Annotated in this window: 18 protein-coding genes, 1 tRNA gene and 2 pseudogenes; 12 read left to right on the top strand and 9 right to left on the bottom strand. The window is 46.5% G+C overall.

Annotated elements, in window-relative coordinates; all coding sequences use genetic code 11:
* Positions 1-19: 19 nt before the first annotated feature.
* Entirely contained in the window at positions 20-277 is a 258-nt protein-coding gene (locus NIES593_RS22285; RefSeq protein WP_245817712.1) for a hypothetical protein, read from the top strand.
* Between the two features lie 86 nt (positions 278-363).
* On the opposite strand, the gene NIES593_RS25375 is transcribed toward NIES593_RS22285, so the two are convergent.
* Both NIES593_RS25375 and NIES593_RS22280 read right to left on the bottom strand, forming a co-directional pair.
* Positions 364-486, bottom strand: coding sequence for a hypothetical protein (locus NIES593_RS25375; protein WP_281250785.1), 123 nt, complete (start codon positions 484-486; stop codon positions 364-366).
* A 156-nt stretch (positions 487-642) separates the two neighbouring features.
* Positions 643-714: transfer RNA gene (locus tag NIES593_RS22280), tRNA-Gly, on the bottom strand.
* 385 nt (positions 715-1,099) lie between these two features.
* Here NIES593_RS22280 and NIES593_RS22275 point away from each other — a divergent pair.
* From NIES593_RS22275 to NIES593_RS22240, 8 genes and pseudogenes are all read left to right on the top strand, one after another.
* Positions 1,100-2,128, top strand: a complete 1,029-nt coding sequence (locus NIES593_RS22275) for an S-layer homology domain-containing protein (RefSeq protein ID WP_073601672.1) — start codon at positions 1,100-1,102, stop codon at positions 2,126-2,128.
* Positions 2,129-2,518: 390 nt separating this feature from the next.
* Positions 2,519-3,739 carry a HEAT repeat domain-containing protein gene (locus tag NIES593_RS22270; RefSeq protein WP_073601675.1) on the top strand — a complete coding sequence of 407 codons (1,221 nt, stop codon included), beginning with the start codon at positions 2,519-2,521 and terminating at the stop codon, positions 3,737-3,739.
* Positions 3,700-3,858 (top strand): annotated as a pseudogene (locus NIES593_RS22265) (response regulator); the annotation flags it as partial. The gene NIES593_RS22270 and the pseudogene NIES593_RS22265, both read left to right, overlap by 40 nt.
* 96 nt (positions 3,859-3,954) lie before the next feature.
* Complete coding sequence (locus NIES593_RS22260) at positions 3,955-4,317, top strand: response regulator transcription factor (RefSeq protein ID WP_015143248.1); 363 nt, start codon at positions 3,955-3,957, stop codon at positions 4,315-4,317.
* 101 nt (positions 4,318-4,418) lie between these two features.
* Complete coding sequence (locus NIES593_RS22255) at positions 4,419-4,982, top strand: chemotaxis protein CheW (protein ID WP_245817711.1); 564 nt, start codon at positions 4,419-4,421, stop codon at positions 4,980-4,982.
* A gap of 56 nt (positions 4,983-5,038) precedes the next feature.
* Positions 5,039-7,492: a methyl-accepting chemotaxis protein gene (locus NIES593_RS22250; protein ID WP_083602518.1), complete on the top strand. Its 2,454-nt coding sequence runs from the start codon at positions 5,039-5,041 to the stop codon at positions 7,490-7,492.
* Positions 7,493-7,556: 64 nt separating this feature from the next.
* A complete protein-coding gene (locus tag NIES593_RS22245) occupies positions 7,557-10,616 on the top strand; it encodes a hybrid sensor histidine kinase/response regulator (RefSeq protein WP_073601670.1) in 3,060 nt (1,019 codons plus the stop codon).
* Positions 10,617-10,741: 125 nt separating this feature from the next.
* A complete protein-coding gene (locus tag NIES593_RS22240; protein ID WP_073601669.1) occupies positions 10,742-11,284 on the top strand; it encodes a chemotaxis protein CheW in 543 nt (180 codons plus the stop codon).
* A 169-nt stretch (positions 11,285-11,453) separates the two neighbouring features.
* Here NIES593_RS22240 and nadA read toward each other — a convergent pair whose 3' ends face one another.
* From nadA to NIES593_RS22215, 5 genes are all read right to left on the bottom strand, one after another.
* The gene (gene nadA / locus NIES593_RS22235; RefSeq protein WP_073601668.1) at positions 11,454-12,428 is read right to left on the bottom strand and encodes a quinolinate synthase NadA; all 975 of its coding nucleotides are present in this window, start codon (positions 12,426-12,428) and stop codon (positions 11,454-11,456) included.
* 261 nt (positions 12,429-12,689) lie between these two features.
* On the bottom strand, positions 12,690-13,748 hold the full coding sequence (aroF, locus tag NIES593_RS22230; protein WP_073601667.1) for a 3-deoxy-7-phosphoheptulonate synthase: 1,059 nt from the start codon (positions 13,746-13,748) through the stop codon (positions 12,690-12,692).
* Positions 13,749-13,892: 144 nt separating this feature from the next.
* The gene (locus NIES593_RS22225) at positions 13,893-14,366 is read right to left on the bottom strand and encodes a PAM68 family protein (protein ID WP_073601666.1); all 474 of its coding nucleotides are present in this window, start codon (positions 14,364-14,366) and stop codon (positions 13,893-13,895) included.
* Positions 14,367-14,384: 18 nt separating this feature from the next.
* On the bottom strand, positions 14,385-14,654 hold the full coding sequence (gene rpsO / locus NIES593_RS22220) for a 30S ribosomal protein S15 (protein ID WP_073601665.1): 270 nt from the start codon (positions 14,652-14,654) through the stop codon (positions 14,385-14,387).
* A gap of 139 nt (positions 14,655-14,793) precedes the next feature.
* Positions 14,794-15,597, bottom strand: coding sequence for a TIGR03943 family putative permease subunit (locus NIES593_RS22215; RefSeq protein WP_175561213.1), 804 nt, complete (start codon positions 15,595-15,597; stop codon positions 14,794-14,796).
* Positions 15,598-15,632: 35 nt separating this feature from the next.
* Between NIES593_RS22215 and NIES593_RS22210 the strand changes: the two genes are divergently transcribed.
* Positions 15,633-15,830 (top strand): hypothetical protein, encoded by a 198-nt coding sequence (locus NIES593_RS22210; RefSeq protein WP_139253785.1) that lies wholly within the window; start codon positions 15,633-15,635, stop codon positions 15,828-15,830.
* Between the two features lie 63 nt (positions 15,831-15,893).
* Here the strand turns inward: NIES593_RS22210 and NIES593_RS22205 are convergent, their stop codons facing one another.
* The gene (locus NIES593_RS22205; protein WP_073601663.1) at positions 15,894-16,928 is read right to left on the bottom strand and encodes a permease; all 1,035 of its coding nucleotides are present in this window, start codon (positions 16,926-16,928) and stop codon (positions 15,894-15,896) included.
* Positions 16,929-17,148: 220 nt separating this feature from the next.
* A pseudogene (locus tag NIES593_RS25695) lies at positions 17,149-17,831 on the bottom strand (SDR family oxidoreductase).
* A 331-nt stretch (positions 17,832-18,162) separates the two neighbouring features.
* On the opposite strand from NIES593_RS25695, the gene NIES593_RS22195 reads away from it, so the two are divergent.
* A complete protein-coding gene (locus NIES593_RS22195) occupies positions 18,163-18,645 on the top strand; it encodes a helix-turn-helix domain-containing protein (RefSeq protein ID WP_051036397.1) in 483 nt (160 codons plus the stop codon).
* Positions 18,646-18,979: 334 nt separating this feature from the next.
* Entirely contained in the window at positions 18,980-19,156 is a 177-nt protein-coding gene (locus NIES593_RS24430; RefSeq protein WP_175561212.1) for a hypothetical protein, read from the top strand.
* The last annotated feature ends 464 nt before the right edge of the window (positions 19,157-19,620 follow it).

The raw sequence follows: 19,620 nt of genomic DNA, 5'->3' as shown, positions 1-19,620 counted from the left end.
GAATGATGCCTTCGGCGTTTTGTTGATTGGCGCGTCGTTCCTCCCTACATCTGAAACTGAGGGCTTCCCGACGCGCATTTTCGGTGAAGTTAAACGAATAGAAGAAAAGTTAACCCGAGATATCAGACGAATAGAAGAAAAGTTAGAACCCAAAATAGATGGAATAAGCAAGCGTCTAGAAAATCAAGAATTTGTCAGTCGAAGTATCGTATTTGCTTTAATTGTCGCTATTTTGGGAGGATTCGCTAAACTTTTCGGATTAATCGGCAATCCTTAAACATCAATTCTCCCATCAAAAGCGATTGCGTCTGGGAGTGCGATCGCTTTTTTGCTTACCAATAATTCCTTAGACTTTTTAAGCGGCTAGCCGATATAAATTGCTTTGATAAAAAAGAGTACAGCCGTGATTTCGTTGCTCCCCGACTTGACTTGATGGGGCGGTAAAATCAAACCTCTCTCGACCAGATAATACCATTTTTCATTCATTAATGACAGAGATAGTCGATCGCCCTCACCCCCAACCCCTCTCCCTATTTGGGAGAGGGGAGAAGAATGTATATCGTGAAAACCTGAAAATTGGTATAAGCCATCTCCAATATGATAGCTAAATGGGACTCGTTACCAAAAAGGTTTAAATTGGTAAGCGGGTAATGGGACTCGAACCCACGACATTCAGCTTGGGAAGCTGACGTTCTACCACTGAACTATACCCGCACTGAGACATATTACATTATACATTCTCTTTTCTTGTTTCTTTGTTGTTCGGGATAGTATTCAGTCGCACCAAGCTAGCAATCAACGCCACTAGCAGTCATGACTGTTTGTAATCTTGATTACACTTTACATCTTGTAGCAGAATGGCATCAAAGCCTAGAACTTTAGTTCTAGGCTCAAAGCTCAACTCTATTAAAATAGACTAAAACTCCTATCGGGTCTTCTTTACAGGTTGTCTAAAAAGTATAGAATGTCGTGTTGAGCGGAGCGATCGCGAAGCGAAACATCCTACTTTTAACTTGGCTCGGATTGGCTCACCAAAGATAGGATAAGATAACTACAAACTATTTTGTGGAGTTTTGTGGAGTGTTCATAAATTGTCATCATGTCTAATTCTCCCAATCCCGAACCTCCGAGAAGAAGGAATCTAGATTCTGACGAGAAGATCGCTATTATTTTTGTTTTAGCTACAATTGGTGGTATCTTGTGGTGGGGACTCGGCAGCGGTAGCGGCATCAAGTTTTTTAACAACCAGTCACAACTGTTTGCTCGATCGCGATCGCAACCAACCGCTCAGCCAGAACAACCCCGCCCGACAGTTACTCTAACAGAAGAGAAACCAGCAACGACAGAATCGCCTGAAGCTAGCCAGAAAAAAGCAGAGCAACCATCGCAATTATTTGAAGCTCCCCAGCACAGACAGACAAACCGACAAGGACAAGCATCATCACCTCTATTAGCTCTTCCCATTTTATCGGCTTCTCAACCATCCCCACAACCTATACCCACTCCAAAATCGCAAGAGCCGTCATTGCAGTTGAAGATAGCTTTTCAAGACGTACCGCGCGATCGCTGGGATTATCCTTTTATTGAGGGATTGAGCAGCAAACAACTAATAGACGGCGTTTCCGAAAACACCTTTGAGCCAGATCGACCAATTACCAGAGCGCAGATGGCTAGTTTAATCGATCGCGCTTTCGATTCGTCATCGCAAGCGATCGAAATAGAGTTCAAAGACGTCCCCCAAGGCGATCCAATCGCTTCCGATATTGAGAAAGCAATCGGGAAAGGATTTATGAAAGGGTACTCTCGCAATAGTTTCCGTCCGCAAGAGAATATCCCCCGCTATCAAGTTTTAGTAACGTTGGCAGCAGGGTTGAATCTCAAGCCAACCAAAGACCCCCAGCAAACCCTCAAAGTCTACGAGGATGCCTCAGAAATTCCTGCTTGGGCAGTGGGGCAAGTTGCGGCGGCAACTGAGAAAGGAATAGTTGTTAACTATCCCAATACCAAATTTCTCAACCCCAACCAACCTGCAACTCGTGGCGAAGCTGCTGCAATGATACACCAAGCGTTGGTGAATTTAGGTAAAGTCGAGCCAGTTCAATCGCCATACATCGTTTCCTCGCCGTGAAACTACGACTGTTTGTTAGTCCATTTTAATAGTCTTATGCTCTTAGCCAAGAAATTAATTTCTTGGCGAGATGTTAATGTTTGCTGGTGATGGTACGAGATATAAAATAACTAATCTCTCAAATCATGAACTAATTCAATATTTTTAATGCGCTTTTAACATAATAAGTTGCGTTCTGAGAGCCTAGTCTCCACAATTAAAGGTAATATCATTTTTCATTCACTAATAACAGAGATAGTCGATTGCCCTCACCCCCAATCCCTCTCCCTATTTGGGAGAGGGGAAAAGAATGTATATCGTGAAAACATGAAAATTGGTATAAGTTAATTTCAAGTTGAACGGCTGAAAGCTTTGATTAGCTCGACTAACGCTATGCAAAAACTCTCAAAAATGCAAAAGATTTTACAAAATGCGATCGCGGCTATTCAAGAAGGCAATTGGTCGTCAGTCAACCAATGTTTGCAGCAACTCTTATTATCGCCTTTAAACAAGAGCGAACGAAAGCAGGTCATCGATTTAGCCTTGCAGGTGCTAAAAGAGAGCGATTTCCACCAACGCTGGGAAGTAGCTAAGCTTTTCCCAAAACTGGGGCGTGAGGCGATCGCGCCTTTAATTACAACTCTCGAAAACGAAACGACCGATCTAGAAACCCGTTGGTTCGTGGCACGGATTTTGAGTGAATTTGACGAGCCTAGTTGTATTGTCGCTTTAGTGAAATTGCTCGAGCAAACCGAAGAAGAAGAAGAATTATCGCTCGTAGCATCCCAGGCGCTTGCCAAGATTGGGTCTTCAGCCATCCAAGTACCGATCGGTTTGCTAAAAAAACCAGAAACTCGACTTTTAGCAGTACGAGCGCTCGCTCAGATTCGGCGCTCTAATATTATCAAACCATTGCTCGAAGTCGTCAACGATCCAAATCCGGAAATTCGCGCGATCGCGATTGAAGCCTTAGGGAGCTTTCACGATGAAGGCATCTTGCCAGTACTAATAGAAGCTTTAAAAGATCCTGCCTCAAGCGTGAGAAAAGAAGCCGCGATCGCGCTGGGAATGCGCGCCCAGATGGGTTCTCAGTTCGACTTAGTCGAGCTTCTCAAACCACTCCTCTACGATCTTAATCTAGAAGTCTGCCAGCAGGCAGCCATGGCTCTAGGACGCATAGGCACTGACGAGGCGGCACAAGCGTTATTTGTTGTCCTTAAATCCCCTGCTACGCCTGTTATCTTGAAACTTACCCTTGTAAGAGCATTGAACTGGATCGAAACCCTTCAAGCTTTAACGTATTTACAGCAAGGATTGCGCTTAGGCGATGTCGAAGTTTGTCAGGAAATTGTTACGCTATTGGGACGCAAGGAATCGGCAGAATTAAAAGGCAAAGCTACTCAAATTCTGATTGAATTTTTTCATTCGCAAAAACCTGCCGTACAGCAACCCCAGATCCAGCAAGCTTTAGCAATGTCTCTCGGAGAACTAGGACAAACGGAAGCGATCCCTGTGTTACTCAATTTAGCAGAAAATAGCGATCGCACTGTCAAATTGCACGCGATCGCAGCTCTTAAGAAATTCCCAAATCCTCCCATCCCCAATTTCAAACAACGCCGATTGTCATGGTGACGGGCAATAGCGGTTCGATCGACCGAGCCAAAGCGAGAGTCGCGGGTGCAACCGACTATCTCACCAAACCTTTCACTCCAGTTGAATTAGTCAAAATAGTTTTTCGCTATTTGAACTAAAGCGTTAGTTTTTTAAAGAGAGATGGGAATACTATCGGTAACCAAAATTGCATTATTTTTGGGAGTTGTTTAGTTTTCGTTACGAGGATAATGACAATGCCTACAGTTTTAGTGGTAGAAGATACCTTTTCCGAAATGGAGTTAATTTGCAACTATTTGCGCGAGAGCGGCTATAGCGTGATTACTACCAGCGATGCCAAAGACGCTATGACCAAAGCCGAGCAGCAAAAGCCCGATGTCGTAGTGACGGATGTAGTCATGCCCGGAATGAGCGGTCTGGAGTTGTGTCGCACTCTCAAGAAAAACCCTGCTACCCAGAAGCTGCCCATTGTCGTTTGCACCTCAAAAAACCAAGACCTCGATCGCATGTGGGCAATGAAGCAAGGCGCTGACGCATACGTGACCAAGCCTTTCACCAAAGAAGAACTGGTCAAAGCCGTCAAATCGGTTGCGGTCTAATAACAGAAGTCCGAATACAGGAGTCAGAAGGACTTCCATGCGGCTGGCTCCCGTATTCTAAAAAAATCCCTCTAACTGCGTTCCGCGCCAACGCCCCGCTCGTGGGCAGAGTGCCCGCACTACAAAATCCCCCTCCGAACGACCAACTGTGGTGGCTTAAACCGATGAATCTATCAACCCTCACCCTGCAATCCAACCGATCGCAAAAAGCTGTCGGTCAAGCCTATCTAAGATTTCAACTCGATGCCAAAACCCAGGCAGCCCTATCTATGGATGCTGCCCAAGAAGTGTTAATCGTTCCCAGCAGCCGCCTCACCTTCATGCCCAATATGCCTTACTGCGTGCTGGGACTGCTCAACCAACGCAGCCGCGTCTACTGGGTCGTGGATTTACCACAACTGTTAGAGATGCCAATGCTCCCCTCAGATACTCAACAGTACAACATCACGATCGCGCGATCGGGCAATATGGCTCTTGCTCTAGCCGTCATGGCAGTCAGAGGCGTCACTCGCTTTCTTCCCGAAGCTATCCAGTCGCCCATTGGGACGGTTGCTCCCGGTTTGACCCCCTATCTACAAGGATTGGTTCCCCAAGAGCGGGAAATCCTGCTGGTTTTAGATCCCGAAGCAATTCTCAATTCTGCCACCTTAAATGCTAATCGCTAACCAATAAAAAATTTACCTATCACTTATCTAAGTTTGTACTTTTTGAGGTATTTATTATGACTGCAACTAATAATCCCAAAAACCCCATCGAACCCAAAAACGGTCAAGTTAATGTTGACGAAGTGCAAGCAGGTCTTCGACCTCCCGCAGGCACCCGAACTCGTTCGGGTGTACCGGGAGGCTCCGCCGTCAGAAGGCGGAGTACCTTGCACTCAGTTATCCCAGACTCAGATAGCGCGATCGAGGAAATAGACAATCGAGGCGAAGCCAATGAAAAACCTTCGCTTGTCTTGAGTCCAGATGATTCCCAGTCATTCAAGACGGGTTCTTGGTGGCAGAGAATGGGTTTGAGAACCAAAGCAACCTTCTTGGCGATCGCGATCGGTACGATTCCAGTTTTGGGGATCGGGACGGTCGCCTATCAGTTAGCTAACCAATCGATTACCCGACAAATTACGAAAACGGAAGAATCTTTTGCCATCGATTTGTCAGACAAGATCAACAGCTTCATGTTTGAACGGTATGGGGATCTTCAGGTACTTTCTAAACTGCCGATTCTCGCCAATCCGAAGGTAAGAGAAGTAACGACGCTTCAAGAAAAAGAGGCGGTCTTAGATAATATTCTAAAAACTTATGGAGTCTACGACAGCATTGTCGTCTTCGACCTCAAGGGCAACCCAATCGTTAAATCTAGCGGTCAAACCGTTGGCAATCACAGCGATCGAGAGTATTTCCAGCAAGTTCTGAAAACGGATCGACCCGTCATTAGTCAGCCAGAAGCTTCTAAATCTACAGGAAAAATTGCCATTCACTTAGCTGCCCCTGTAAAAGATGCCGTCACGGGTCAAACCATCGCCATTGTCCGCAGCCGCATGCCCATCGAGTCTCTCGAAGAGATCGTCAAAAAATTCGGTGAAGCTGGGGAAGAATATCATCTAGTCGATGCTGCCGGTAAATTTTTCCTCGCCACAGAAGAGGAACAGATAGGCAGGGTAGCTAAGGATGATTTGCCTGCCCTGGCTCAACTCAAAGCAGAAAAGAAAGTAGGGACTGCCGTCGGTGTCGATAAAATAGACAACGCCGAACAACTGTTTGCCTATGCTCCCTTAGCAAAACTGGAAGGATTGCCAGAGCTAAACTGGGATGCTATCGTCGCCATTGACACCCAAATTGCCCTCGCTCCTCAAAGACAACTCCTCCTCGCTCTAGCAACAGGTACTATCGTAACGACTATCCTAATCGGTGCGATCGCGGCATTCTTGGCAAACCGAGCCACTCGCCCGATTCTCGAATCTACCGATGCCGTTAAGAAACTGGGTCAAGGAGATTTCGACACCCGCATTGCCGTCAGCGGGCAAGACGAACTTGCCGAACTCGGTTCTAACATCAACTTGATGGCAGAACAGATTCAAACGCTTTTGAACAAACAACAAGAAGCTGCCCGACGAGAATTGGAAAACCAAGCCGCGATCGCGCGATCGCAAGCAGAAGCGGCGGAAAGAGAACGCCAGCGCTCCCAAGCACTTCAGCAAGAATTGCTTCAGTTCCTCACTGACGTGGACGGTGCTTCTCAAGGAGACTTGACAGTACGGGCGCAAATTACGGCGGGTGAAGTCGGCATCGTGGCTGACGTATTCAACTCCATTGTTGAAAGTTTGCGAGATATTGTCGCTCAGGTAAAACAAGCCGCTACCCAGGTAAACGAATCCGTAGGAACTAATGAAGGTTCGATCCGCGAACTGGCAGACGAAGCGCTCAAACAAGCTACCCAGATTAGCCAAACTCTCAACTCCATTGAAGAGATGACCAACACGATTCAAGAGGTGGCAAATAACGCTAGAACGGCGGCTGAAGTCGCTCGTACCGCTTCGACCACTGCCGAAACAGGCGGAGAAGCGATGGAACAGACGGTAAGCAGTATTGTGCAGTTGCGCGAAACCGTTGCGGAAACCGCTAAGAAGGTTAAGCGACTTGGGGAATCGTCGCAACAGATTTCTAAAGCAGTTTCGTTGATTAACCAGATTGCCCTACAAACCAATTTGCTTGCTATTAACGCCTCTATCGAGGCAGCGCGAGCCGGGGAAGAAGGTCGAGGCTTCGCGGTGGTTGCCGAAGAAGTCGGTCAGTTGGCGGCTCAGTCGGCGACGGCAGCTAAAGAAATCGAGCAAATCGTAGAAGCCATTCAACAAGAAACCGCCGACGTGGTTGAAGCGATGGAAGTCGGTACCGCGCAGGTCGTTCAAGGAACGCGCCTGGTAGAAAAAACCAAACAAAGCCTCGGAAAAATCGTAGAAGTCTCTCGTCAGATCGACCAATTGCTCCAGTCTATCTCCCAAGCCACTGTTTCTCAAGCCAATACCTCGAAAACGGTAACCAAGCTGATGCAAGAGATCGCTCAAGTGTCCGAGCGAACTTCAAATTCCTCTCGTCAGGTGTCCAGTTCTCTGCAAGAAACGGTAGAGGTCGCTAGGCAACTTCAAGAGTCCGTCGGTACGTTTAAGGTTGCTTAAGCCTGAATTCTGACAACAAGAATCGTCCATCTGTAATCGGTATTGAGCTGAGAGGGATTAGATCGTGGCAGTAGATAAAGAACAAGAAGTCAAACTCCAATTTTTAGGAGAAGCGCAAGAGTACCTGGATACTATCGAGACGGGACTAATCGGGATAGGGACTCGCGGAGTCGATCGCCAGGGAATTGATGGCGTTTTGCGTGCTGCCCATTCCATCAAGGGAGGCGCTGCGATGATGGGCTTCCACAACCTCTCTCACCTGGCACACCGCTTGGAGGATTTTTTCAAAGTCCTCAAAGTCGGCAGGGCACAAGTCGATGGCGATGTGGAAAGCTCCCTGCTCTCTAGCGTCGATCGCCTTCGGCAGGTCGCTAATCTCAACCGTCAAGGCAGCGATGTTGACGAGGCGTGGCTGGAGGAGAATGCCAATCCCCTCATCGACTACCTGCGCGATCGCCTGGGCGAACCCACTCAAGAAGATGCCGCCGCTCTCCTATCTGAAGAAACAGGGGAAGACATGACCGTGTTGCTGTTCGAGACAGAAGTAGAGGGCTGTCTCCAGCGACTCGAATCAGTCTTGGAAAATCCCGACCAACCTTGTTTGGTCGAAGAGTTTACTATTACCGCTCAAGAATTGGGCGGTTTGGGAGAAATGCTAGAGCTAAAAGCCTTTAGCAGCCTTTGCCAGTCGGTCATCGAGCACTTAGAAGCCAATCCCGCGCAAGCCAAAGCGATCGCGCAGCTAGCCCTGCAAGAATGGCGGCGATCTCAAGCCATGGTCTTCGTCGGACAGGCTTCAGCTATTCCGGCACAATTGAATTTAGCAACTTTCAATGCCCTCCCAGCCCAAGCAGAAGCAATCCCGGCTCCTAAACTAGACGGGGCAGAATCTTTCTGTAAGTTTGAAGAGTTTGAAACACTCGAAGACGCTGCTCTAGCTGCGGACGCTTTAGAATCGCTAGAAGAATTAGAAGCGATCGATTATCGCTCGACAGACGACTTTAGCCAAGATGCGCAGGATTTTTTAGAGTCCTTAAATAGTCTTGCCATCAGTACTCCCGTCTTTGAGGACAACGAACAGAAGACAAAAGACGAAAAAAATCTTTCTTCCCCAACTTCACCTCTCAAAAACGGAACCAACAAAACAGCGGGCGCAGCCAAATCCTCTGTTCCGCCGTCATTTCCAGTTCAGACTAAGGCTACTGCCAGCGAAAAGGTTGACGAAAATACGATTCGGGTTGCCGTTCGCCAACTCGACCAACTTAGCAACCTGTTCGGGGAATTGACTATCGAACGCAATGGACTTGACTTGTACCTCAGACGCTTGCGGGATTTGCTGCGGCTGTTGAGCCAAAGAGTACGCAGCCTAGAGCAATCTAACTTCCGCCTGCGTACAGCCTATGACAAGGTAGCCACTACCCAAATCGCTAACGCCCCGCTAGTCCCCCAACTCAGCGTCGGAGCTGTTAGTTCTACTACACAGGACTTTGACATTCTGGAGATGGATCGCTACAGCGAGCTGCACCTAGTATCGCAGGAAATTATGGAGGCGATGGTACAAATCCAAGAAGTCACCAGCGACCTGCAAACCAATCTGGAAGAAACCGAAAGGTCGGCTCGCGACCTGAATCGTACTTCCAAACTGATGCAGAGCAATATTACCCAACTACGGATGCGTCCCATCGCCGATTTGCTAGGGCGTTTTCCCAGAGCGTTGCGAGAAATGGAGCTAAAGTACGGCAAACAGGTAGAACTGAAGATCAGAGGGGGAGGAACGCTAATCGATCGCACTATTCTAGAAGCCCTCAACGATCCGCTTCTACATTTGTTCCGCAATGCTTTCGACCACGGCATTGAAGATCCTGCCACGCGTCGAGCAGCAGGCAAGCTCGAAAAAGGCACTATTGAAATCGGTGCCGCCTATCGAGGTAACCAGACGGTTATTACTATTCGCGACGACGGTCGCGGCATCGAGCTCGACAAGATTCGCGCTAAAGCTCTCAAAATGGGTCTAGATGAATCCGATCTCAAAGCTGCTACCAAAAACGATTTGCTAGAGCTGATTTTCATGCCCGGTTTCAGTACCGCCGAGAAAGTGACTGACTTATCCGGTCGCGGCGTGGGGATGGACGTAGTGCGCAATAACCTGAAACAAATTCGCGGTGACATTCAAGTCGATACCGAACTGGGTGTTGGGACGACTTTTACCATTACCGTTCCCTTTACCCTGTCTGTCGTGCGGGTGCTGTTGGTCGAAAGCGGCGAAATGCTCCTCGCTTTCCCCACCAGCTCCATTGAAGAAATGCTGCGCCTGCGATCGGAGGATATCCTGCAAACGGTTGGCAAGGAAGTGTTAAGCTGGGAAGGATCGATGGTGCCGCTGATTCGCCTCAGTCAATGGTTCCAGTTTTCTCGTTCCCATCGCATCGCCGATACGGAGGCTATTCCCGTCATCGACGACCAAACCGTATTATTAATCGCTCAAGGAGAAGATTTCGTCGGTATTTTGGTCGATCGCTACTGGGGAGAACAAGAAGTTACCATTCGTCAGGTGGAAGGTCACTTAGCCATGCCGCCGGGGTTTAGCGGCTGTACTATTTTGGGCGACGGCCGAGTCGTTCCTCTGGTAGATGCGATCGCGCTCTTGCGCTGGATAGACAATTCGGATGCGAGCCAGCGTTCTCAAGGTCTGGTCAATGCCCTAAATGCTGTGGAATCTGGGTCAGCCGATGCCATTCAAAAGAGTACCATTTTGGTAGTAGACGATTCGATCAACGTTCGTCGCTTCTTGGCTCTCACCTTAGAAAAAGCAGGCTACCGTGTCGAACAAGCTAAAGACGGTCAAGATGCCCTAGAAAAACTCAAAGGCGGCCTAGTCGTTCAGGCAGTCGTGAGCGATATCGAAATGCCTCGTCTGGACGGTTACGGCTTTTTGGCTCACGTCAAATCCGATCCCAATTGCCAACAGCTCCCGGTCATTATGCTGACTTCTCGCAGTGGCGAGAAGCACCGTCAATTGGCAATGAATTTGGGTGCGTCAGCCTACTTTTCCAAGCCATTTAGAGAGCCAGAATTACTAAAAACCATCGAACAGTTAACCCAAAAACCACTCGCCCTGAAATAAGTGATTGATGATTGGGGATTAGTTAGTAGTTAGTAGTTAGTGGTTAGTCGTTAGTTGTCTCCCACTCCCCCAACTCTCCCCGCACTTCCCACACTCCCTTGTCTTCCTCTTCTGTGTATCATACTATGGCTATCTACTCTCCCGTTCGTTCTCGGCGCACTGCCGCCCGTCAAGCAGAAAAAACCAGACAATTCATTACTTTCCGTCTCCGTCAAGAATGGTTCGCTCTGCCCATTTACGCCGTACAAAAGGTCATCCAAATGGGCAAAGTGTATGGCGATCCTCAAGGAACGGGGATTAGCCTCACTAACTATCAGGGTCAAGAAATAATTGTCGTCGATGTCGCTCGACGAATCTTTGGAGAAACTTCATCCGTTGCAGAAGAACGCAAACATTCTTTATCTTCCGTCGTCGGGGAGGTAAGCGAACCTCGTTTTATGTTGCTCGTTCAAAGCAACAGCGGAGAAATTGTTGGACTGCCTGTCGATTCTACTCCTGCTATGCGTCGGGTGCCTGAATCGGCTTTTACTCCTATCCCCAAAACTTACATGGCTCAAGGTAACATTCGCTGTATCAGTTCGACGACGATCCAACTAAGCGACCATCCACCACTCTTTTTGCTCGAAGCCAATCAACTCGCCGAGCCTCAACAAATTGTAGGCTTATAGGCTACGTATTCGCATTTACTTAGTAAATAGATTAGTAAATAGATTAGTAATAGGAAATTCATATTAGCCTACCAACTCCAAACAGAGATTCTTCGTTATCTTCTCCTGCACTGGGAATAACAAAATGGACTTTTGGGATGTCCTCTTAGCTGGTAGGCCTCGCCATGGCTTATGAAGCAGATAATTTCAGCATTCTTTGGATCGGACGCAAAGCTGCTGCTTGAATCTCCTCTGGAATCTCGATCTTTGGCGATCTATTTTTCATCGCTAAATACAGCTTTTCTAGGGTATTGAGGCGCATGTGAGGACATTCGTTGCAGGCACAGTTGTTGGTTGCTGGCGCGGGAATGAAGCGTTTGTGAGGTGCTTCTTTTTGCATTTGGTGAATGATTCCTGGTTCGGTGGCAACGATAAATGTTTCGCTAGGACTATTGAGACAGTATTTTAATAGGGCTGTAGTCGAACCGATATAGCTGGCGTGACGCAGTACTGGCGGTTCGCATTCGGGGTGGGCAACGATTTGTGCATCGGGATATGCCATTTTTAGCTGGACGATTTTCTTTTCAGAAAAGGTCTCGTGTACGATACAGCTACCTTGCCACAAGACTAGGTTTCGTCCGGTTTGCTCCATCACGTAGCGACCTAAATTGCGATCGGGCGCAAAAATAATCGGTCGATCTTCAGGAATCTGGCTGACTATTTTGACGGCGTTGGAACTGGTGCAAATGATGTCGCTCATCGCCTTAATTTCGGCGCTGCAATTGATGTAGGAGATGACTAGATGGTCGGGACGAGCAGCTTTAAAGGCAGCGAATTCTTTGGGGGGACAGCTATCGGCAAGAGAACATCCTGCGTTTAAATCTGGCAAGAGGACGAGTTTGTCGGGGTTTAATATTTTGGCGGTTTCTGCCATGAAGTGAACGCCAGCAAAAACGATGACCTCTGCGTTAGTTGCAGCCGCCTGCTGAGAAAGACCGAGAGAATCGCCAATGTAGTCAGCAATATCTTGGATGTCGGGATTTTGGTAATAGTGAGCTAGAATAACAGCGTTTAACTCCCGCTTGAGTTCGTTAATTGCTGTAAATAGATCGTCGGGAAGGGGTTTAGTTGTTAGCTTTGCTTGAGGTTTTACAGTTGCGAACACAATAACGGGTAACTCCTGAGATAAGATGGCTTGGCAAAATTATAGTGATTATTACCATAATATTATAGTCGATTTTACCAAAATAGCCAATCTTCATTCAGCATTTTGTTATTGGTTCTTGATGAACGCGAGTTCTTTTGTTCCTTACGCTCTAATCCCCTCTCCTATAAGGAGAAGGGATTAATAGAAGGAGCGAAGTCTTCCGATAAAAACCCTTATAGTAACGCTTTGGTGTCAAAGCGCTACTTAAGAACTTCAATTTTAAGCAAGAGCAACTGCGGGTTGAGACCAGCGATTGACAGCTTTGCCGATGACGGACAACTCTTGAACGAGGCGATCGAATCGCTCTGGCGTTAAAGATTGGGGCCCGTCAGAGAGGGCTTTGGCAGGGTTAGGATGAACCTCGATCATGAGAGCGTCTGCTCCTGCGGCGATCGCAGCCATTGACATTGCCGGAACGTACTCGGACTTCCCCGTGCCGTGACTCGGATCGATGGTCACTGGTAAGTGGGTTAGAGAGTGAAGAACGGGCAGGACGGCTAAATCTAGGGTATTGCGAGTATAGTCGCGATCGAAGGTACGAATGCCTCGCTCGCATAAAATCACGTTGGGATTGCCAGCCGCCAGAATATACTCGGCTGCCATTAGCCATTCTTCTATCGTTGCTGACATGCCTCGCTTGAGCAATACGGGTTTCTCCTGGGCACCCACTTTTTTGAGCAGCGCAAAATTCTGCATATTTCTTGCGCCGACTTGAATGATATCGGCTACCTCTGCGATCTTTTCCAAATCGGCAGCATCCATCACTTCCGTAATAATGCCCAATCCGCTAGCTTCCCTAGCTGCTGCGAGCAAGCCCAAGGCGCTTTCTCCGTGACCTTGGAAAGCATAGGGAGAAGTACGAGGCTTGTAAGCCCCACCGCGTAGAAATTGAGCGCCAGCTGCCTTTACACGCATAGCGGTTTCGACGATCATCTCTTCGTTTTCTACCGAACACGGACCCGCTATCAGAACTACGGGATGGTTGCGCCCAAAGGGGACCGAACCGCTAGGAGTCGAAACGATGACTTCGCTGGGTTCTCCGTGACGGAATTCCAAGCTGGCTCGCTTAAAAGGTTGTTCGACCCGCAGGACGTGTTCGATCCAAGGGCTGAGTTCTTGAATGCGCAACGGATCTAAAGCAGCCGTTTCGCCAACTAGACCGATGACAACTTTGTGTTTGCCAACGATTTTTTCAGGTGTCAGACCCCAGTCTGTTAATTCTTGGCTAACTCGCTCGATTTCAGTTTCTGGGGAACCTACTTTCATGACTACTATCATGTTTGCGTTCCTTAGCGATCGCTATCTAGATTATTGGTTGATAAAATTCAATAGTTTGGCTTCTTATGAAAGCGCAAAAGAATGGGGAGAAACTCTCCCCTAATAATTTTCCCCTTTTTGTCCCCAGAAATTTGATGAAATTACTTAATTTTCTTTCGCTTTTTTGCTCGCTTCTCTAGCCGCCTGCCAAGCAGTCATCATTCGCCCAAAGTTGCTCTTGAACTCTCCCCAGCCGAACCAACTACCCACTCTATCTTCATCCCAAGAAGCCGAAAGAATGCCATAACTCAATCCCAAGACTCCTAAGCCAAACAAGCCTAAACTGGTAACCCCCACGGCTGATGCGGGGATTTTCAACCATTCGTTACTAACAATCCAGTAGAAGATAAAGAAAGATGACATTCCCAATCCCGTAGGAATGCCACAAAAGAAAGCCATACGACGTACCATTCGCTTGCTGACTACATCAGGAATAGCCATTGAGGCAGCTTTTTGGCGAGCCGTGTTTCGCTCTTTTATAGGTTCTTTCTGAGACTGTACGGGAGGTTGCTTGTTAGCTCTTTTCTTTTTTTGGCGAGGTTCAAACGCCATCCGCTCCCGCGAAGATTTAGAAGACATAACAACTATCCATAGGATTTAACGACGGATGCCCAGACGACTAATTAGCGTCTGATAGCGATTGAAATCTTTGTTTTGAATATAAGCTAACAGACTTTTGCGACGACCGATCATTTTAAGTAGTCCCCGCCGAGAGGCATGATCTTTAGGATTCGCCTGGAGATGGCTATTGAGTTGATTGATGCGCTCCGTCAGTAAGGCAACTTGTAGGTCTGCCGAACCCGTATCGGTTTCGTGAGCTTGGTATTCGGTCATCAGTTCTTGTTTGCGCTGTTGAGTTAAAGCCATAGGGTTAAGGTAGACTAATCTCTTTATAAATATTGCAACCTCTTATAATAACACTTTCATTAGAGCGAATAAAAGGAGCTAATTTCTGACTGCCAATTGTAGTAACGAGTTATAAATAAGCTAACTTACCCAATTGATGTTAATAACTATAAGGATCGGCTGGCGTAGGAATTTTTTTGAGGGATTTTGCTGCGATAACCAGTTGGCGTTTTTGAGCGGTTGTTTCTTTCATCGTTTGCTCGTGCTGGGGTAAGGTTTCTACCATCATTTCCCCTTCAATTTCTAGCCAGGTATCCGGCGGATAGTTATTGCGACTCGACTCCAGCTTGACGGGAAGACCGACGGGATAGGCATCTACGGCGCAGCAAGTAATAATAAAACGGCTAATTAATAAATAATTGTCGCTCAGGTGAGGCAGGTGGACGACAAATCCAGTGACTTTGACTGGTTGTCCGGCGTAAGCATCGGGTTCGGGATAGGCATTGAGGGTTCTAATCCAATCGACAATCGATCGCTCTTCTGGTCTAGTCGTCGCGCGAAAAGATTGAGGTTGCGATCGCGTTATTGGCAAAGACTCGGTAACTCCCCGTTGCAGTGCCGCTTGCGAAGTCAATACCGTCGGCGCGATCAAAAACCCTGCCAAAGCCGTCGCCACTAATACGCCGCTTCCGACACCGGGAGGTAATAGCGTCATGTGCTGTACTGTTTCTTTTTCTTGGAAGTTATTGCCTCGCTTGCGCCAATCTGCCAAAAGCTGTCCGCCCTTCAAAGCGCCGAGAATTAACAGCGCAATGCCAGTCACCAAGACCAACCAAAAATAATTCGGGTGAATCAATAGCCTGAGTTGCCCGGTTATCCAATACCTAAGTAACAACCCGCCCCATGCCAACAGCGCTAGAACGTCCAACCAGGGCAAAAGACTTTTCGATTTTGGATTTTGGATAGTGGATTGTTGACTCATACCATTTTTCATTCATAATGACAGAGATGGTCGATCGCCCTCACCCCCAACCCCTCTCCCAAACTGGGAGAGGGGAAAAAGATGTCGATCGCGAAAACCTGAAAATTGGTATCATCTGTTGGATGAAAGAATTTTGGATTTTGGATTGGTTAGTAGGGGCGGGTTTATCTAAAAACGCTAGCAATTTCCCAACACTTATTGTCAAATCGTCTTAGAAGTCTCACCACTCCTCCTTATCTTGTCTCGGAGTCCCCTTCCCAACTCCTTCCTTGTGCCTTCTAAAAGAAATAACTGTGAAACAAGGCGAACAGGAAGGTGAGTTGCGCTACTAAAGCAAATAAATAAAAGATAATTCTAGGTTGGAAAATCGACAACATTAAGCCAATACCCTTAATGTCGATCGTCGGTCCAAACACCAAAAATGCTAGCAGCGAACTGGTGGTAAAAGTAGAAGCAAAAGACAGGGCAAAAAAAGAATCGACTGTCGAGCAAATCGAGACTACTCCAGCTAGAACCATCATCGCCGCGATCGAACTAATAACGCCTTGTCCGAGGTCGAGAATGACCTCGCGGGGCACGAAAACTTGAATGCAAGCCGCGATCGCGCTTCCGAAAATCAATATTGCGCCCAACTCGCGTAGTTCCTGAATGGCATTATCGAGAAACGGACGCAAACGCTTTTCTAAAGGAATCGGGCGATTGAGTACAACAGCTGCTAGTGCCACGGCATCGTCCATTCGGATTGGTTGACCCGATTTGCTTAAAAGAAACGTTCCCGATTGCAAGAGCGAGGGGATTTCTGGCGATCGCTGCGTAGCTGGTTTAACTTCTGGGGAACGAGACATCAGCAGGTTAACGCGCTTGACTAGTGCGGATTGTAATATCGGTCGCGGGTCTTGTTGCAGGCTAAAAACGCAGCCAATAATCGTAGCAATTGCCAAGGAACCCAACACTCTAAAAACGACAATTTCTGGGCGATCTCGAAAAGCCACCCAAGTTGACCAAATGACGATGGGATTGATCGTCGGTGCCGCTAGGAGAAAACCAATCGCTACCGAAGTCGGCATTCCTTGCATTAACAATCGGCGTGCCACCGGAACGTTACCGCATTCGCACACGGGAAAGAGAAAGCCGACGCAACTTCCAACGAACGCCCCCAAAAAGGGATGGCGAGGCAACCTCGCTACCAGCTGGCGCTCGTCGATAAAAAATAGCAGCGCGCTAGAGAGCAGAACTCCTAACAACAGGAAAGGAATTGCTTCGACTAGAAGACTCAAAAATAGGGTAAAAGCGCTGTAAATTTGTCCGGTCATGGCTGCCTATGCGGGCGTTTCTAATTTAGACGGCAATTCAAAGTCAAAAGGTTCTAGATAAGTCAACAGGTCGCGGCAAGGCTTTTCCTTTATTAGTGGTTAGTTATTTGTTAGTTGCTCCTTTGCTGTATCCTCCATCGTTCGTTAAAAAAATCTATCGAGCCTTCGTCGAGCTACTTTCGCTCAAGAAAAGATAAGCTATTAATATACCTTATTTCCGTTAGTCTATTGATAGCTCCTCGATTTCCTCCTGAGCGTATATCATATTGCGGTCGATAGCGGAGAGGATTTTATTGTTAGCCGCATCGGAAAAAAGGCATTTACAAGCTAACTGGGCTACATCAACTCGATGAATCGTTCCAGAAACCCGGTGGTTTTCGGTTAAAATCCCGTTTCCGGTTGGGGGTTCCGATTTTAATCCGCCAGGTCGAATAATGGTGTAGGTTAGTCCGCTATTTATCAGATGTTGTTCTGCCTTTTCTTTTTCTGCTAAAACGGCTGCCAATGCTTCTAAAGCTTTTGGAGGTAAGGCGATCGCACTTTCTGACTGAGCTACCAATTGACGAAATCAAAATAAATTTGTTCACCTTTGCCTTGACGGCAGCATCGATAAGATTTTTATTGCCCAAAATAATCGGCTCCGATCCCGTCTTTCGGCAATCCGTCAATCGTACTGATAACTGCTTCTATCGGTTTGCTTTCTTGTATGGCTACTTCCACTGCTACTATATCCAAAGTATCTCCTATAACCACGTCAATGCCCATTGCCTCTAATTGCGATCGCGATTTTTCCGAACGAAGCAAAGCTTTTACTCGGCAATTCTTTTCGATAGCACAAAGAGCGATTTCTCTGCCGACTCCGCGACTTGCTCCCGCAATAAAAGTGTTAGTTTTCCTTGTCATTTTTATTGATTGTTTTTATTTTCATATACGCCATATTTTTTACATTAGCAGTTTGTCCCCGCCAATAAAATTCAAAAGACGGAATTTGCCAAGAATTATGAAGTTTCAATAAAGAAATTTGTAAAGGTTTGGTGAAATTTGAAGATAGTATTATAGTTAATTACCTTAATTTGCATAGAAATACCTCAAAGCCGCGCTCCTACATAGCATTTAAGAGAACGTTTCGGATAGTATTTCAGTGAAGATTTTATGAAGAGACTCCATTACGAATAATAATCGCATAAAATCAAAATTAACGAGGTTAGATTGTCATTTTTTCATGCTACGTTTCATGTCAAGTAAAAGATTCCTAACGATCGGTCAAAAAGAAAAGTTACTCAAGGCATTAAAAGAAAATGATTGCTCGAATTTTATTCAGCGAATCTTGATGCTGCTTTTGAGAAACGAAGGAAAAACCTATCAAGAAATTGCTGAATTTCTCGGCTGTTCTTACCGGACTGTAGCCTATTGGTGCGTTCATGGCGATCCAGAGGACATCGAAAGTCTGAGGGACAAGCGCACAAAAGGTAACTATCGTAAGGTTACGGAAGAATACATGGAGTTATTAATGGAAACTATCGCTAAAGATCCCAGAGAGTTGGGCTATCAATTTACTCGCTGGAGTGGCGATCGCCTGGCAGAACACCTGGCGCAGTCAACCGGGATCACCTTAAGTGGTTCGCAAATTAGAAACATCTTACGGAAAGAAAAAATTAACTTATCCGTAGGTAGAAAAAATTTGGGAAGAACGAGCAGATCTTGTGTCTGCGCCTAGCAATCCGACTCGCGATAGTAGCCGATCGCGACTTCGATCTTAAAATTCTCAACTGTATTTATCTGGAACGGTCAAGATTTAGTCAAGACACAACAATAGTTGCCAGAACGAACGATCTCATCGTGTCCAAATGAAATTTCCCAAGCAAAAAATTGCTAAAAAGCTCTGGCAACTCTATATTGTGTCTTAGTTACAAAGGCTCCGATAGACTTTGTAAACTTAATCTTTACTGCATTTTCAGGTTAAGTATTCAGATGAGTAAACATACAATCTTTAACGTTTTTCTTCAAAAATTAAAGAAGTCTTACCAATTTTGGAAAGGCGTAGTTTGACTATGCCTTTACAAGCCTTATATAAATTTTTAATATTTCTTTTTGAAGCAATTATCTCAAATGAATTAATGTATAAGAATCAAACTGCAAAGCAAAATATAAGAAAAAATGATAGCGGCAATGCAAATGCCATAACTCAGCCTGCCAATGGAGGCAAGTTAAATGGACGCGATCGCTAGCAAGTCAAACAATAAAAGTACAATTCGCTAACATAAAACTAACTAAGCGATCGCAAAATGAAAACGCACCAGCAGAAATTAAAATCTAACCGAAAACTGCTATAAGACCATCTCTAAAAAAATCTCTAAAAAAACGCTACAGATGTTCAAGGCAAAAGCTTTACACCCAGAGCGATTAAATAATTGCGAACTGATAATTGCGAATTGTGAATTGGGATAAGATGTTTCGCTTCGCTACCGCTACGCTCAACATGACGAAGTCGAAGCCGGCGGAGCCGCTCAATTGGCAGAGTATCTTCGACATTTTATATTTTTAGGACAACCTGCAAGCAACAACCCATGAATTGGAAACAATTTAGAGGCGACTAGCATCCATCTCACCGAAAATGCGCGTCGGGAAGCCCTCAGTTTCAGATGTAGGGAGGAACGACGCGCCAATCAACAAAACGCCGAAGGCATCATTC

The organism is Hydrococcus rivularis NIES-593, assembly GCF_001904635.1.
GTDB lineage: Bacteria > Cyanobacteriota > Cyanobacteriia > Cyanobacteriales > Microcystaceae > Hydrococcus > Hydrococcus rivularis.
This window is presented reverse-complemented; position numbering and strand designations above follow the sequence as displayed.